At 69.4% G+C, this 14,349-nt stretch carries 19 protein-coding genes; 6 read left to right on the top strand and 13 right to left on the bottom strand.

Translation table 11 applies throughout. From position 1 onward, the window contains the following. Window positions 1-38: 38 nt before the first annotated feature. From MSPGM_RS16645 to MSPGM_RS16620, 6 genes are all read right to left on the bottom strand, one after another. Window positions 39-425: a helix-turn-helix domain-containing protein gene (locus MSPGM_RS16645; RefSeq protein WP_003599362.1), complete on the bottom strand. Its 387-nt coding sequence runs from the start codon at window positions 423-425 to the stop codon at window positions 39-41. 15 nt (window positions 426-440) lie between these two features. After that, window positions 441-683 carry a type II toxin-antitoxin system RelE family toxin gene (locus MSPGM_RS16640; RefSeq protein WP_003599361.1) on the bottom strand — a complete coding sequence of 81 codons (243 nt, stop codon included), beginning with the start codon at window positions 681-683 and terminating at the stop codon, window positions 441-443. Window positions 684-760: 77 nt separating this feature from the next. Next, window positions 761-1,072, bottom strand: a complete 312-nt coding sequence (locus MSPGM_RS16635) for a hypothetical protein (RefSeq protein WP_003599358.1) — start codon at window positions 1,070-1,072, stop codon at window positions 761-763. After that, complete coding sequence (gene gatA, locus MSPGM_RS16630) at window positions 1,069-2,550, bottom strand: Asp-tRNA(Asn)/Glu-tRNA(Gln) amidotransferase subunit GatA (RefSeq protein WP_003599356.1); 1,482 nt, start codon at window positions 2,548-2,550, stop codon at window positions 1,069-1,071. The genes MSPGM_RS16635 and gatA overlap by 4 nt, the downstream gene beginning before the upstream one ends. A 96-nt stretch (window positions 2,551-2,646) precedes the next feature. Continuing rightward, window positions 2,647-2,934 (bottom strand): Asp-tRNA(Asn)/Glu-tRNA(Gln) amidotransferase subunit GatC, encoded by a 288-nt coding sequence (gene gatC / locus MSPGM_RS16625; RefSeq protein WP_003599355.1) that lies wholly within the window; start codon window positions 2,932-2,934, stop codon window positions 2,647-2,649. Window positions 2,935-3,092: 158 nt separating this feature from the next. Then, complete coding sequence (locus MSPGM_RS16620) at window positions 3,093-3,278, bottom strand: hypothetical protein (RefSeq protein ID WP_003599354.1); 186 nt, start codon at window positions 3,276-3,278, stop codon at window positions 3,093-3,095. A 160-nt stretch (window positions 3,279-3,438) separates the two neighbouring features. Between MSPGM_RS16620 and MSPGM_RS16615 the strand changes: the two genes are divergently transcribed. Together MSPGM_RS16615 and ruvX are read left to right on the top strand one after the other, a co-directional pair. Then, window positions 3,439-4,017, top strand: a complete 579-nt coding sequence (locus tag MSPGM_RS16615) for an SMI1/KNR4 family protein (protein ID WP_003599353.1) — start codon at window positions 3,439-3,441, stop codon at window positions 4,015-4,017. Next, window positions 4,014-4,511, top strand: a complete 498-nt coding sequence (ruvX, locus tag MSPGM_RS16610; RefSeq protein WP_003599352.1) for a Holliday junction resolvase RuvX — start codon at window positions 4,014-4,016, stop codon at window positions 4,509-4,511. Before MSPGM_RS16615 ends, ruvX begins: the two co-directional genes overlap by 4 nt. On the opposite strand, the gene MSPGM_RS16605 is transcribed toward ruvX, so the two are convergent. From MSPGM_RS16605 to MSPGM_RS16575, 7 genes are all read right to left on the bottom strand, one after another. Continuing rightward, the gene (locus MSPGM_RS16605) at window positions 4,508-5,182 is read right to left on the bottom strand and encodes a DJ-1/PfpI family protein (protein WP_003599351.1); all 675 of its coding nucleotides are present in this window, start codon (window positions 5,180-5,182) and stop codon (window positions 4,508-4,510) included. The two genes, ruvX and MSPGM_RS16605, sit on opposite strands and share 4 nt — an antisense overlap. Window positions 5,183-5,274: 92 nt before the next feature. Next, window positions 5,275-6,426, bottom strand: coding sequence for a hypothetical protein (locus MSPGM_RS16600; RefSeq protein WP_003599350.1), 1,152 nt, complete (start codon window positions 6,424-6,426; stop codon window positions 5,275-5,277). Next, complete coding sequence (locus MSPGM_RS16595; RefSeq protein ID WP_012753296.1) at window positions 6,423-7,250, bottom strand: SGNH/GDSL hydrolase family protein; 828 nt, start codon at window positions 7,248-7,250, stop codon at window positions 6,423-6,425. Before MSPGM_RS16595 ends, MSPGM_RS16600 begins: the two co-directional genes overlap by 4 nt. 322 nt (window positions 7,251-7,572) lie before the next feature. Continuing rightward, complete coding sequence (gene dprA, locus MSPGM_RS16590; RefSeq protein ID WP_003599347.1) at window positions 7,573-8,766, bottom strand: DNA-processing protein DprA; 1,194 nt, start codon at window positions 8,764-8,766, stop codon at window positions 7,573-7,575. A gap of 31 nt (window positions 8,767-8,797) precedes the next feature. Continuing rightward, window positions 8,798-9,406, bottom strand: a complete 609-nt coding sequence (gene plsY, locus MSPGM_RS16585; protein WP_003599346.1) for a glycerol-3-phosphate 1-O-acyltransferase PlsY — start codon at window positions 9,404-9,406, stop codon at window positions 8,798-8,800. Continuing rightward, window positions 9,403-10,707 carry a dihydroorotase gene (locus MSPGM_RS16580; protein ID WP_003599345.1) on the bottom strand — a complete coding sequence of 435 codons (1,305 nt, stop codon included), beginning with the start codon at window positions 10,705-10,707 and terminating at the stop codon, window positions 9,403-9,405. The genes plsY and MSPGM_RS16580 overlap by 4 nt, the downstream gene beginning before the upstream one ends. Before the next feature lie 5 nt (window positions 10,708-10,712). Further along, entirely contained in the window at window positions 10,713-11,660 is a 948-nt protein-coding gene (locus MSPGM_RS16575; protein WP_003599343.1) for an aspartate carbamoyltransferase catalytic subunit, read from the bottom strand. Between the two features lie 71 nt (window positions 11,661-11,731). Between MSPGM_RS16575 and MSPGM_RS16570 the strand changes: the two genes are divergently transcribed. The 4 genes from MSPGM_RS16570 (at window position 11,732) to MSPGM_RS16555 (ending at window position 14,212) form a co-directional block, all read left to right on the top strand. Beyond that, the gene (locus tag MSPGM_RS16570) at window positions 11,732-11,938 is read left to right on the top strand and encodes a hypothetical protein (RefSeq protein ID WP_131473067.1); all 207 of its coding nucleotides are present in this window, start codon (window positions 11,732-11,734) and stop codon (window positions 11,936-11,938) included. Beyond that, complete coding sequence (locus MSPGM_RS16565) at window positions 11,935-12,246, top strand: hypothetical protein (protein ID WP_003599341.1); 312 nt, start codon at window positions 11,935-11,937, stop codon at window positions 12,244-12,246. The genes MSPGM_RS16570 and MSPGM_RS16565 overlap by 4 nt, the downstream gene beginning before the upstream one ends. Before the next feature lie 164 nt (window positions 12,247-12,410). Beyond that, window positions 12,411-13,283 (top strand): cytochrome b/b6 domain-containing protein, encoded by an 873-nt coding sequence (locus MSPGM_RS16560; protein WP_003599340.1) that lies wholly within the window; start codon window positions 12,411-12,413, stop codon window positions 13,281-13,283. Beyond that, a complete protein-coding gene (locus MSPGM_RS16555; RefSeq protein WP_261925715.1) occupies window positions 13,280-14,212 on the top strand; it encodes a molybdopterin-binding protein in 933 nt (310 codons plus the stop codon). The genes MSPGM_RS16560 and MSPGM_RS16555 overlap by 4 nt, the downstream gene beginning before the upstream one ends. Window positions 14,213-14,349: the final 137 nt, after the last annotated feature.

Genomic DNA, 14,349 nt, shown 5'->3' with positions numbered 1-14,349 from the left:
GCGGGCGCGGTTAGAACCGTGCCCGCCCATGGTCAGATTCAGCCGAGCCAATCCGGCGCGACACCCGTGTAGGATGCGATGCGCTGCCGTTGCCCGTCGTCCGGATCGGCTTCCGCTCGCTCGAACCGGATGATGGCGTCTTGCGGGATGCCGGTAGCTGTCGAGAGGTCGGCCTGCGTGCCGCCGCTGTGAGCGCGGGCGGCCGCGACCGGCGAACCGTGTTCGACCACGAGCTTCACGAACCAGTGCGGTATCGCAGCAGGTTGCCCCGCTGCTTCCTCAATCAGGTACGCGTCCGTGAGTCGTGCCGTGTCGCGATCCTCGGCCTCTTCGCCGTCGATGGTGGCGAGAAGGGCATCGTACTCTCGGCGCGTCAGTACGACGAGTTCCTCGCCCGTTTCCGTTCTGATGATTTGCGGCTTCATGGCTGCTGCACCCTCTCAGGTGTAGATGTCACGTCGGTCACCGATCGCAAAGACCGAGATCGTATCGACCGTCTCGGTGAAGACCGCGCGGTAATCGCCGATCCGCAGCCGCACACCGGGCCGGCCGACCAGGGACTTTGTCGAACCCGAGCCGGTTGCCGCATAGCGTTCAAGCTTCGCCAGGATGTCAGCCTGCACGGGCTTGGGGAGTTTGGTGAGGCTTTTGAGGGCAGCGGCTGTGTAGAGAAGCGTCTTCACGGCACCGGCGTCGCAGGCATGCGCGCAAGAGTGCCGATTCGCTCAGACGATGCAACCGTAAAGTACGGGCGTGGCGATCAATGACGCCGGTTGAGCACCCGCCGTGCCCCATATCCGGCCGCCGCCCAGAGAAACGCCGAGACCGTCCGCACCGGAAAGAACGTCGGCAGGTCGGCGGCGACGGGGGCCGGCCAGGGCAGGCCGATCCGCGTCACGAGCCACGCGAACAGCACCGAGACCCCCAAAGCGGCGATGGCCGCGATGAAGACCTTGCCGAACTGATCCGCCTTCCAGCCGAGGAACACGGCGATCAGGATCAGGAGGGGGTCGAACCCGGCGAGGATCCAGACCGAGAACGAATAGACCGGGACGACGGGGGCGGCGTTCACGCCCACCACGCCTTCGGCAGGCTGATCCGCCCGGCCGCATTCTCGATGGTCTGCGCGGCGGCGAACAGCGTCTCCTCGTCGAAGGGACGCCCGATGAGCTGGAGGCCGAGCGGCAGACCCTGCGCGTCGAGGCCGGCCGGCACCGAGATGCCGGGCAGTCCGGCCATGTTCACCGTCACCGTGAACACGTCGTTGAGATACATCTCGACCGGATCGGCCGAGGCCATCTCGCCGATGCCGAAGGCGGCCGACGGGGTTGCGGGGGTGAGGATCGCATCGACGCCGGAGGCGTAGGCCGCCTCGAAGTCGCGCTTGATCAGCGTGCGGATCTTCTGGGCCCGGACGTAGTAGGCGTCGTAGTAGCCCGCCGACAGCACGTAGGTGCCGATCATGATGCGCCGCTTCACCTCGCGGCCGAAGCCGGCGGCGCGGGTGTTCTCGTACATCCCGGCGATGTCTTTGCCCGGCACCCGCAGGCCGTAGCGGACGCCGTCGTAGCGGGCGAGGTTCGAGGAGGCCTCGGCCGGCGCCACGATGTAGTAGGCCGGCAGCGCGTATTGCGTGTGCGGCAGCGAGATTTCCTTGATCGTCGCGCCGGCCTCCCGCAGCCAGTCCGCGCCCTGGTCCCACAGCCGCTGGATCTCGGCGGGCATGCCTTCGACCCGGTATTCCTTCGGGATGCCGATGGTGAGGCCCTTCACGCCCCGCGAGATCGCCGCCTCGAAGTCGGGCACCGGCATGTCCACGGACGTCGTGTCGCGCGGGTCGTGTCCGGCCATGGAGCCGAGCAGGATCGCGCAATCCTGCACCGTGCGCGCGATCGGGCCGGCCTGATCGAGCGAGGAGGCGTAGGCGATGATGCCCCAGCGTGAGCAGCGGCCGTAGGTCGGCTTGATGCCGACGGTGCCGGTGAAGGCGGCGGGCTGGCGGATCGAGCCGCCGGTATCGGTCGCCGTGGCACCGAGGCAGAGATGCGCGGCCACCGCCGCCGCCGAGCCGCCCGACGAGCCGCCGGGCACCAGCGGGGCGTCCGAGCCCTGGCGGCGCCAGGGGGAGATCGTCTTGCCGTAGGCGCTGGTCTCGTTGGACGAGCCCATGGCGAACTCGTCGAGGTTGAGCTTGCCCAGCATCACCGCGCCGTCGCGCCAGAGCTGGGACGAGACGTTCGACTCGTAATGCGGCTCGAATCCTTCGAGGATCTTCGAGCCCGCGGTGGTGTGCACCCCTTGCGTCGCGAACAGGTCCTTGATGCCGAGCGGCAGGCCCTCGAGCGGGCGCGCCTCGCCCTTGGCGATCTTCTGGTCCGAGACCTCGGCCATCTTCAGCGCCCGGTCGGGCGTCGCGACGATGTAGGCGTTGAGCGCCTTTGCCCGGTCGATGGCGTCGAGATGCGCCTGCGCGATCTCGCGGGCCGAGAAGTCTTTGGCCTTCAGCCCGTCGCGAGCCTCGGCCAGGGTGAGTTCGTTGAGTGCCGTCATGCCCGTTCCAAGTGGCTGCCAGGTATCCGCACCAAGCCCGCGGGCGCGTGGCGTCTCGCGGGTGGCAGAAAAGCCGCTCCGTCGCGTCCCAGGGGACTACTCGACGACCTTCGGCACGAGAAAATAGTTGTCCTCGGTCTCGGGGGCGTTGGCGACGATGTCGCTCGCCCGGCCGCCGTCGTTCACCACATCGGCGCGCTTCTTCATGCGCATCGGGGTGACGGAGGTCATCGGCTCGACGCCCTCGACGTCGACCGCGCCGAGTTGCTCGACGAAGGCGAGGATCGCGTTGAGCTCCCCCTTCAGCGGGCCGACTTCCTCGTCGGTCACCGCGATGCGGGCCAGATGCGCGATGCGCCGTACCGTTGTCTCGTCGACCGACATGCCGCCCGTGTCGCCTCGCCTGCCGTGAGCGCGGGTGAAAGACCTCGCGCCGGGATCAGCCGGGCTATAGCACCCGCCTTCGCGCAGGGGCAACGCTCCGGGCGGCACCGATGGCGGAGAGTGTCACAGAGCCTGTAAACCCCGATCGAACCGGCCGGTCAGACGATGACGTGGCCCCGCGTCACCGGCATGTCCACGGTAACTCCGGGACGGCGGTAGCCGTCGGCGTTGTAGGCCCCGACGCAGAGGATCTCGAAGGCGAGCGCCAGCATCAGCACATGCCGCCGCATGAGGCGGCCGGATCGGGCGGAGGCGGGCGGGGTCGGCGTCGGCGTGAGGGGCACGGGGCGGTTCCGGCGTCGTTAACGAAACCTTAACACCGCTTTATGCTTTCCGCTCCATCCCGGGAGGGACGACCACCCCCGTTGGTTAATCTGTGCGGTGGACAAGTCCGCGCGGGCGGGCGTAAGCCCCTCCCTCATCGGGATACGGGGAGGACGGGGCATGTGGGACAGCGTCTTCCGGGAACTGCGTCCGGGGCTGACCTCCAGCGAGACGGATCTCGCCCGCGCCGAGGCCGAACTCGGGTTCCCCCTCCCCCAGAGCTACCGCAACTTCGCGCAGAGCTGCGGCGCCGGGCGGATCGGCGGGCATCTGCGCATCTTCACCCCGGTTCCGGTGGAGGCGGCGGATCTCGGTTCGCGCGCGCACCTGATCTCGCACGGCGTGGCGCTCGCCCTCGACGGCCTGCGCGACGAGGACAGCGATGAGCCGCACCGCTTCACCATCGAGGGTGATGCCGATGCCGGGCTGATGGAGCGGGCCTGCTTCTTCGGGCAGACCGAGCGGGGCGATTTCCTGTTCTTCGACGTGACGCCGGGCTTTCCCGAATACGACATCTGGGTGCTGTGCGCCGATCTGGAGACGGTGCATTTCGGCGGTGCCGACCTGCCCACCTTCCTGCGCGGGCTTCAGGGCCTCGAGATCCTGCACATCCTCGGCGACGGGGAAGGTCCGCTGCCCGCGACCTTCGTGGGCGACGACGCGGCGGCCCTTGAACAGCTCGGAGCGACGGATTCGTGAACCGGGAGGAGATGGCGGCCTTCGCCGAAGCCTCGGCCGGCGCGCCGCGCCTGATCGGGCTCGACCTCGGCACCAAGACCATCGGAATTGCCCTGTCCGATGTCGGCCGGCAGATCGCCTCGCCGCTGGAGACGATCCGGCGGGTGAAGTTCACGCCCGACGTGGCACGGATCGTGACGCTCTGCGCGACGCACGCGGTCGGCGGCCTCGTGATCGGCCTGCCGCTCAACATGGACGGCTCCGAAGGCCCCCGTGCCCAATCGAGCCGGAGCTTTGCCCGCAACCTCAAGCCGCTGTTGCCGCTGCCGGTCCTGTTCTTCGACGAGCGGCTCTCCACCGCCGCCGTTACCCGCACGCTGCTCGAAGCCGACGCCTCGCGGGCGCGTCGCGGCGAACTCGTGGACAAGCTCGCCGCCGCCTACATCCTGCAAAGCTGCCTCGACGTGATGGGCGGGATGTTTTCGGGCGCGGCCGAGGAGGCGGACGGGTTTTAACCCCGCGTCACCCGCGCCACGATCGTCTCCCGCTCCCGGCGCGTCGCCGACAGCCGCTCGCGGGCGGCCGCGAGAATCTCTGGACCCGCGGTTTCGGGGCGTCCCGCGTCGAAGGGCGGGGCCGGGGCGTATTCCTGATGCAGCTGGATCGCCTTCGCGGTCGCCACGTCAGTGAGTTCGGCCGCGAGCGTCAGGCCGAAATCGATGCCCGCCGTTACGCCACCGCCGGTGATCAGGTTGCCGTCGCGCACCACGCGCCCCTGCGTCGGAATCGCTCCGAAGGCGGCGAGGAGATCGTGGGCCGCCCAGTGCGTGGTGGCGCGCTTGCCCCGCAGAAGTCCCGCCGCGCCGAGCACCAGGGCCCCGGTGCAAACGGAGGTGACATAGCGGGCGCGTTCCGCCTGACGGCGCAGGAAGTCGAGGGTCTCGGCATCCTCCATCAGCGGGTTCACCCCCGCACCGCCGGGCACGCAGATCACGTCGAGAGCCAGGCATTCGGCGAAGGTGATTGTGGGCGTCAGCACGAGGCCGGTGGCGCTCGTGACCGGTTCCAGCGCCTTCGCGACGAGATGGACGCGGGCGCCCGGCACCATGGCCAGCACTTCATAGGGGCCGGTCAGATCGAGCTGCTGCACCCGGGGAAAGACGAGGAAGCCGATCTCGATCGTCATGGTCGCGAATCCTGGCCGTGTCCTGCGCTCGAAGCTTTTGCTTCCGCATCATCTTTTTCCGAAAGCCGGAGGCCACCTTTCGGGATGATGCTCTACCGCAGATAGATCACGCTGTAGAGCGAGGCGCGCAGCTCGTCCTCGTCGAGCCAGACCCGGCCGAGGTCGCAGCGCTCGGCGATGCCCGGCCGCATCCGGGCGCAGTACTCGCCGGTATTGTCCTGCAGGTGGTACTGGCAGCGCCCGCTCGCCTTGCGCCGGGCGATGATCGGGCTCGAATGGTCGGCGGCGATATCCGGCTCTTTCGGCAGACGCTCCTCCAGCACGTACCAGGAATAGCCCACCACCGGCAGGCGGCCCCGGTCGAGGGCGTAGTCGATCATCGCCATCAGCCGGTCGGTGCCGGCTGTGAGGCCGGGTTCGCTGCGGGCGGCCTTGTCCATGAAGTCGAGCTGGTTGTCGGCGATCGAATCCGAGACCGGGATCAGCGGCACCGGCAGGGGTTTTCGCCGGCAGCGCCGTTCGACATGGGCGATCCAGCCGGCATTGAAGGCGTCGGTCGCCGGATCGCGCAGCCGCGGCACCGTCCCGCCGAGACTGCGCCAGGAGATCTGCTGGGCGGCGACGCGGCTGCGCCAGCGCAGGGCACTGAGGGTGCGCGCGTGCTGGCCGTAGCCGTCGAAGGAGGGCAGGTCCCGGTCCGTGCACAGGCCGCCGAGGTTGTAGAGGAGCGTTGCCGCCGCCTCCTGCCCGTCCTCCAGCTTGTCGAAATACGGCTTGCGGCCCGGGTTGCGCTCGTGGCTCGCCTCGGTGTCGTTGCGGCTCTCGGCGATCTCTTCCGCGAGGTCGGGATGCCGGCGCAGGTAGTTCCGCAAGGCACGATCCCGGCTGCGTTCGAGGCCCGTCGGGTCGGCGAAGTAGTAGCGGGTGGCGACATCCAGCGCCGAAACGGTGACCCCGACGCGCTGCGAGATCATGTCGGCGGTGGCGTAGGCAAAGCAGATCGCGCTGTCGCCCTGGCTCATCGGCGACAGGGCCGGGTTGGGGCTGATCCGGTCGTCGAGCGGATGCGTACCGGGCCGGCGGGCCGGCGCCACGACGGTGACATCGGCGCAGGCCGGGTTGCGGGCGTAGCGCGGGTTTTCGGGCAGCAGGCGCAGATCGACCGCCCCGGCGGGCGCCGCCGCGAGCAGAAGGCCGAACGCGAAACAGCGGGCGACGTCGGCCGCCCCGGATGATGGCCTCAATCCGTCCCCGCCTCGGCGAGTGCGACCGGCGCCGCCTCGGCGCCGTCGAGCACCGTGTCCTGCGCGGCCTCGGCGAGCAGGGCGTAGCCGCCATCGGCCATGTGCAGGCCGTCGCTGGCGAACAATTCGGTGCGGGTCAGCCGGCCCTGCCCGATCCAGTCGCGCATCAGGTCGGAGCGGCGGATCACCGGGACGCCGAGATCGGCGCCGAGGGTGCGCACGGCGTCGCGGAACCGGTCGGCGCCGGGCGTGGCGTCGAGCGTCGGGCACCATTGCGGCTCCATCAGAACCACGTCGATCCCCGCCGCGCGGATGCGCTCCAGCGCCGCCTCGGTCGCCTCGCGGAAATGATCGAGGGAGATGCCGCGCAGGGCGTCGTTGCTGCCGGTCTGCCAGATCACGAGATCGGGCCGGGGCGCGATCACGTCCCGGTCGAGCCGGGCCAGCATCTCGTCCACCGCCTCGCCGCCGATGCCGCGGTTGGTGACCGTGATCTTGCTGCCGAGATGCGGCAGGGCGCGCCGCAGACCCGCTTCGAGGCGGGCGGGATAGGCGGCGGCGGGCGACGAGGCGCCGATGCCTTCCGTCGAGGAGGAGCCGAAGGCGACGATGCTCAACGGCCCGCCGAGCGCGATCTTCTGGGCGACGTGCGGAAGGCCGGTCGGCGCCGCATCCTCGAACAGGCCGAGATCGAGGTCGAAGCCGAGATCGAGGTGTTGCGGCAGCAGGTCGGCGTAGGCGAGCACCGCGGTCGAGGAGAGGGTGAGGGCCAGCATCAGCGCCGTCGCGCCGACGAGCCGCCGCGGACGCCCCCTCGAGACCATCCGCTTCCGAGCCTGACGAAGAAGCCGTACCACCGTTCGAGCCCCCGCCCGCGGGCCGCCTCGTCTGGGGGCCTTCGCGGAATAACTGATATCGACCCTTCTAACCGAACCGAGGCCGGATTACGGCCCAATAATCGTGATTCGCCACAGCCGCAATGCGCAGTGTTTGATAGAGTCTTAAGCGCGAAATTCGGATCAAAGATTTGTTGGTCATAGACGCCGTTCGTTCGACGCCAGCACGAGGTTCGAGAGCAGCGATCGAGCACGCTAACGCCGCCGCCCTGCCCCGGCGTCAATGGCCTCTATCGTCGGATCGGCTGCGTCACGCCCGCGAAACCAGGGACACCGTCCCGCTCCCATGCCGCTCGATTTGGCCGTCGAGTTCGAGTTCGAGCAGCGTCGTCTGCACGATCCGAACCGATAGGCCGGTGGAGCGGGCAAGCTCGTCGGTTCCGACCGGAGCCGGGCTGAGGCATGCGATCAGCCGCTCGCGGTCGTCCCGGGGCTCGGGGGGAGCCTCGACCGGCTCTGCCGCGGCGGGAAGTAGCGGCAGCGTGGTCTCGGCGCGTCCGTCGAAATCGATCTCGTCCCAGTAATCGGGCGTGCGCCAGGTCTCGGAGCGGTCGTTCAGGCCGTCCGCTTGTGGCGCGTCGCCGGCGATCAGCGGATCGAGCACCGAGAGGACGTGCTCGACCTCCGAGACCAGCGTCGCACCCTGGCGGATCAGGTCGTTGGTGCCCTCCGCCCGCGGATCGAGCGGCGAGCCGGGCACCGCGAAGACCTCCCGGCCCTGCTCCAGCGCGAAGCGGGCGGTGATGAGCGAGCCGGAGCGGCGCGCGGCCTCCACGACGACGGTGCCGAGGCTGAGGCCGGAGATGATGCGGTTGCGGCGGGGAAAGTCGCGCCCGCGCGGCACCCAGCCCATCGGCATCTCGGCGACCACGGCCCCGCCGGCGCCGACGATCTCCTCGACGAGGCCGGCATGGTTCTCCGGATAGATCCGGTCCTGCCCACCCGCGAGGACCGCGACGGTGCCGGTGGTGAGCGTGGCCTTATGGGCGCGGGCGTCGATGCCGCGGGCGAGCCCGGAGACCACGACGAGACCGGCTTCGCCGAAGCCGCGGGCGAGCCGCTCGGTGAAGGCGAGGCCGGCGGTCGAGGCGTTGCGCGAGCCGACGATGGCCACCGAAGGCTTGAGAAGCGTGGCCGGATCGCCACGAACGGCGATCAGCGGCGGCGCGGTGTCGGTGGCGTGCAGCGCCTTCGGGTAGGCCGCCTCGCCCATGGCGAGGAAGTGGATGCCGAGGCGGGCGGCCGCCACCATCTCGCGCTCGGCCTCGACCTTCGTGGGCGGCACGGCGCGTTTGCCCGCCCGCTTCGTCAGGTCCGGCAGGGCGTCGAGCGCGGCCGACGCGCTGCCGAAGCGGTTGATCAGGCTGCGGAAGGTGCGCGGGCCGATGCCGTCGGTGCGGATCAGGCGCAGCCAATCGAGGCGTTGCGCGTCGGTGAGCTGCATCGGTCCCCCTCCGTCCGGGAGGGGGCGGCGCTCACCCTTTCTTCCCGATCCGCCCCTCGGTGCCGGCGGCGAGTCGGCGGATGTTGGGTGCGTGCTTCCACCATAGCAAAGCTGCGAGCACGAGGAAGAGCGCTGCAACCGGGCCGTGTCCCAGCGCCCACAGGATGAGGGGCGTGGCGGCCGACGCCGCAAGCGCGGCAAGCGAGGAGTATTTCAGGGCAAAGGCGAGCCCGAGCCAGATCGCGGCGAAGGCGGCCAGCGTCAACGGGCTCAGCGCCAGCAGCACGCCGATGAAGGTCGCCACGCCCTTGCCGCCCTTGAAGCCGAGCCAGACCGGGAAGAGATGGCCGAGGAAGGCGCCGAGCCCGGCGGCGAGTGCCGGCCCCTCGCCCCAGTGGCTCGCGGCCAGCACCGGCAGCGTGCCCTTGAGCGCGTCGCAGAGGAGCGTCGCGGCGGCCAAGCCCTTGCGGCCGGTGCGCAGCACGTTGGTCGCACCGATATTGCCCGAGCCGATCGCCCGCACGTCGCCGAGGCCGGCGAACTTCGTGAGGATCAGCCCGAAGGGGATCGCGCCGCAGGCATAGCCGAGGACGAGCGCGGCGATGAGGACCGGCCAGCCGGCCGCGAGAAGCGTGGTCATGCGGCCAGAGCCGAGAGGTCGGAGCGATGGACGACCCGGCCGCCGACCAGCGTCAGCACCGCCGCGCCCTGGAGGCGCGCCTCGTCGAAGGGCGAATTCTTGGAGCGCGACTTCAGCTGCCGCTTGTCGAGCAGGTAGGGCAGATCGGGGTCGATCAACACGAGGTCGGCGGGTGCGCCCTTCTCCAGGCGCCCCGCTTCGCGGCCGAGCAGCGCCGCGGGGTTGGCCGAGAGGGCCTTCAGGAGCGTTCCCAGCGTCACGTCGCCGGTATGGAGCAGGCGAAGGCTCGCGCCGAGCAGGGTCTCGATGCCGAGCGCGCCGTCCGCGGCTTCGGCGAACGGCAGGCGCTTGGTCTCGACGTCCTGCGGATTGTGGTCGGAGACGATGACGTCGATCACGCCTTCATTCAGCGCGGCGATCACCGCCTGCCGGTCGTCCTCGCGGCGCAAGGGCGGCGAGAGCTTGCAGAAGGTGCGGTAGTGGCCGATGTCGCCCTCGTTGAGCACGAGGTTGTTGACCGAGACGCCGCAGGTGACGGGCAGCCCCGCCTCCTTGGCCCGCCGCACGATCTCGACGGAATCGGCACAGGAGATCATCGCCGCGTGGTAGCGCGCGCCGGTAAGGCGCACGAGGCGGATGTCGCGCTCCAGCATCACCGTCTCGGCCTCGCGGGGGATGCCGATCAGGCCGAGGCGGGAGGCCATCTCGCCCTCGTTCATCACGCCCTCGCCGACGAGGTCCGGCTCCTCGACATGCTGCATCAGCAGCGCGCCGAAGTCGCGGGCGTAGGTCAGCGCGCGGCGCATCACCTGCGCGTTGGTCACGGCTTTCAGCCCGTCGGTGAAGGCGACCGCACCGGCTTCCGCCAGCAGACCGAACTCGGTCATCTCCCGGCCGGCCAAGCCCTTGGTGATGGCCGCGGCCGGCAGCACGTTGACGCTCGCGGTGTCGCGGGCGCGGCGCAGCACGAAATCGACGATGGCCGGCCCGTCAATGACGGGATTGGTGTCGGGCATGCAGACCAGGGTCGTCACGCCGCCCGCGGCCGCCGCGGCACTCGCCGAGGCCAGGGTCTCGCGGTGCTCGGCACCCGGCTCGCCGACGAAGGCGCGCAGGTCGATCAGGCCCGGCGCGAGGGTGAGACCCACGCAATCGATTGTTTTGCAGTTTTCCGGTGCGTCGGGTGCGGCACCCCAGGCGATGTCGGCGATGCGGCCGTCGCGCACGAGCACGGCGCCGGGACCCTCGCGGCCGCCGGCCGGATCGAGGAGATGGGCATTGGAGAGGACGAGCGCGCTCATGAGTGTCACCCGTTCGGCAAATGGGTCGCCAGCGCTTCCAGCACGGCCATGCGCACGGCGACGCCCATCTCGACCTGCTCGCGGATCAGCGACTGCGCCCCGTCGGCGATGTCGGAGGCGATCTCGACGCCGCGGTTCATCGGGCCCGGATGCATCACCAGGGCACCGGGTTTGGCGAGCGCCAGCTTGTCGCCGTCGAGGCCGTAATAGCGGAAATACTCCTTCACCGAGGGCACGAAGGAGCCGTTCATCCGCTCGCGCTGGAGGCGCAGCATCATCACGATGTCGCAGCCCTTCAGCCCCGCGCGCATGTCGGTGAACACCTCGACGCCGAAGCGCTCGATGCCGGTGGGCAACAGCGTCGAGGGACCGATCACCCGCACCCGGGCGCCGAGCGCCTGAAGCAGGATGATGTTGGAGCGCGCCACCCGCGAATGCAGGACGTCGCCGCAGATCGCGACCTGAAGCCCCTCGATGCCGCCCTTGTTGCGGCGGATGGTGAGCGCGTCGAGCAGCGCCTGGGTCGGGTGCTCGTGGGCGCCGTCGCCGGCGTTGACCACGGCGCAATCGACCTTGCGGGCGAGCAGATGCACCGCGCCCGCCGCGTGGTGGCGCACCACGATGATGTCGGGCCGCATGGCGTTGAGCGTCGCGGCCGTGTCGATCAGCGTCTCGCCCTTCTTCACCGAGGACGAGGCGACCGACATGTTCATCACGTCGGCGCCGAGGCGCTTGCCCGCGAGTTCGAACGAGGATTGCGTGCGGGTCGAGGGCTCGAAGAACAGGTTGATCTGCGTGCGGCCCCGCAGGACGGTGCGCTTCTTCTCGACCTGTCTCGACAGGGCGACGGCGGCGTCGGCGCGCTCCAAGAGCGCTTCGATGTCCGGCCGGCTCAGGCCTTCGATGCCGAGCAGGTGCCGGTGCGGGAAGGCGGGTGCGGTCTGAGCGGTCATGCGGCGGTTCTGGCGTCGGCTCCGCGCTATAGGTGTCCGGGAGGGACCCGGCAAGGCGCAGGCGCGTCCGGTTGGCTGGCGCGACCGGCGCCGCGAGGAAAAATGGTCTCGCCCGGTCGCGGTTGAGAGATTTTCTTGATCATCGCGAGCCTGTGATCGAGAAAAATTTGAACGATCCGGCCTCGCTTCCGTTTTTCCAACATCTGTTGGGGTTTGCGCGCGTCGAATGCCTGTCCCGGTATTCGCTGGCCGACCCGGAAACGAAGGGTAGCTCATGAATACGCGACTTCTCCTGACCGCCGGTGCGCTCTCGCTCGGCCTCGCGCTCTCGTCCGGCGCCTACGCTCAGGGCATGCAGCGGGGCGGCATGGAGCCCGGCATGGGCGGCCAGCCCGGCGGGCAAATGGGTGGCCAGATGGGCGGCCAAATGCAGCAGGGCGCCATGGGCGACGACATGGGCCAGGAGCAGCGCCCGATGAAGCGCAGCTCCAAGAAGATGAAAAAGCCGATGAAGAACAAGAAGATGATGCGCTCGAAGCGCATGAATTCCGGCTCCGGCATGGAGTCCGGCGCGGGCGGGATGTAATCCACCCGTCACCCGACTGTGACCGGCTCGCCATCTAGGCGATCCTCGGCCCGCCCGGTTAAACCGGGCGGGCTTTTTCGTGTCGAACGAAACCTTCCGAGTCTTCCCGCGCCGAACGGTCCATCCTCCCGGCGCCGGTTGCTGCAACAGGGAACAGCCGCGCCGTGGCCGCAGGATCGACGCTCTCGGGGCCGGACATCGTCGAGACGGTGCGGCGGCGCTGGATGTTTCGCCATCCGCTGGTGATCCGGCTGGCGCATTGGCTCAACGTGGTCTGCCTCGCCATCCTGCTGATGAGCGGCCTGCAGATCTTCAACGCCCATCCGGCGCTCTATTGGGGCGCGGCCTCGACCTTCGACAAGCCGTTCGTCGCCATCACCGACGACCAGCGGGACGACGGCACGCCGCGCGGCATCGTCTTTGTGGCCGGCCACACCTTCGAGACGACGGGCGTGCTCGGCCTGTCGAACCTCAACGGCCAGCAGGCGGGGCGCGCCTTCCCCGCCTGGGCGACCCTGCCGGCGCATCAGGATCTCGCCACCGGCCGGCGCTGGCACTTCCTGTTCGCCTGGGCCTTCGTCATCAATGGGCTGATCTACCTGCTCTACGGGATCGGTACGGGCCAGCTGCGGCGGCGCCTCGTGCCCGACGGCGACCAGCTGCGCGGGTTCGGCTCCTCGATCCGCGAGCACCTGACCCTGCACTTTCCGGAAGGGGACGAGGCCAAGCGCTACAACGTGCTGCAGAAGCTCTCCTACCTCGTCGTGGTGGCGGTGCTGCTGCCGCTGATGGTGCTGACGGGGCTCGCCATGTCGCCCGGCGTCAACGCGGTGGTGCCCCTGCCCGACCTGTTCGGCGGCCGGCAATCGGCCCGCACGATCCACTTCATCGTCACGAACCTGCTGGTGCTGTTCGTGATCGTCCACGTCCTGCTCGTGCTGCTCTCCGGCGTGGTCAACAACATGCGCAGCATGATCACCGGCTGGTTCGTGATCGAGCGCCAGAAACTTCCCGCCGGCCCGGGAGAGACCCCATGACCCCCCGTCTCCACATCCCCCGCCCCCACCGCCGCGGTTTCCTCACCGCGGCGGCCGGCCTGCTCAGCGTCTCGGCGCTGGGCGGCTGCGACCGCTTCGCTGCGAGCCCGACCGGACAGCGCGCGCTGAGGGCGGGCGAGGACGCCAACCTGTTCGTGCAGCGCCTGCTGCTGACGCCAGCCTCGCTCGCCAAGGAATTTCCGGATTCGGAGATTTCGCCCTGGTTCAAGCCGAACGGCACGATCGAGCCGCCGGACCGGGCCTATAAGGCGCTCGCCGCCAAGAGCTTCGACGGGTTCAAGCTCCGCGTCGACGGCCTCGTCGAGCGGCCCCAGGATCTCAGCCTCGCCGATCTACGGGCCCTGCCCGCCCGCACCCAGACGACCCGGCACGATTGCGTCGAGGGCTGGAGCGCCATCGGCAAGTGGACCGGCGTGCCGCTCGCGGAGGTGCTCAAGCGGGCCGGCCTGAAGCCGAATGCCCGCTACGTCGTGTTCCACTGCGCCGACACGATGGAATACGCCATGAGCGGCGGGGAGGACGAGGCGGAACCGGAAAAGACCGCCAATCCCAGCATGGAGACCCGGCCGGAGGGGGCCGAGAATCAGGCGAGCGATTCGCAGGCCGCAGGCGCGGAGGCACCGAATGCCGAGGACGAAGCGAGCCAGGGCACGCCGGTTCGCTATTACGAGAGCATCGATCTCACCGATGCCTACCACCCGCAGACGATCCTCGCCTACGACCTGAACGGCAAGGCGCTGCCGGTCTCGAACGGCGCGCCGCTACGCCTGCGGGTTGAGCGTCAGCTCGGTTACAAGCAGGCGAAATACATCCAGCGGATCGAGCTGACCGAGGGCCTGACCGGTATCGGCGACGGCAAGGGCGGCTACTGGGAGGACCGCGGCTACGAGTGGTACGCCGGGATTTAAGAGCAGGTCCGGCGCGTTCACCCGATTTGACAACGCCGCGCGGCTCACCCACTTCTGCGCGGCGCGAGAGCCGGCCTCCGACCGGTACGCATCCGCGCCATTCCCAAAACCGTATCTGCGGTGAGGCTCTGGCGAGA

Origin of the sequence: Methylorubrum sp. GM97, from assembly GCF_024347855.1 — a bacterium.
In the GTDB taxonomy this organism is placed as follows: Bacteria; Pseudomonadota; Alphaproteobacteria; order Rhizobiales; family Beijerinckiaceae; genus Methylobacterium; species Methylobacterium extorquens.
This window is presented reverse-complemented; position numbering and strand designations above follow the sequence as displayed.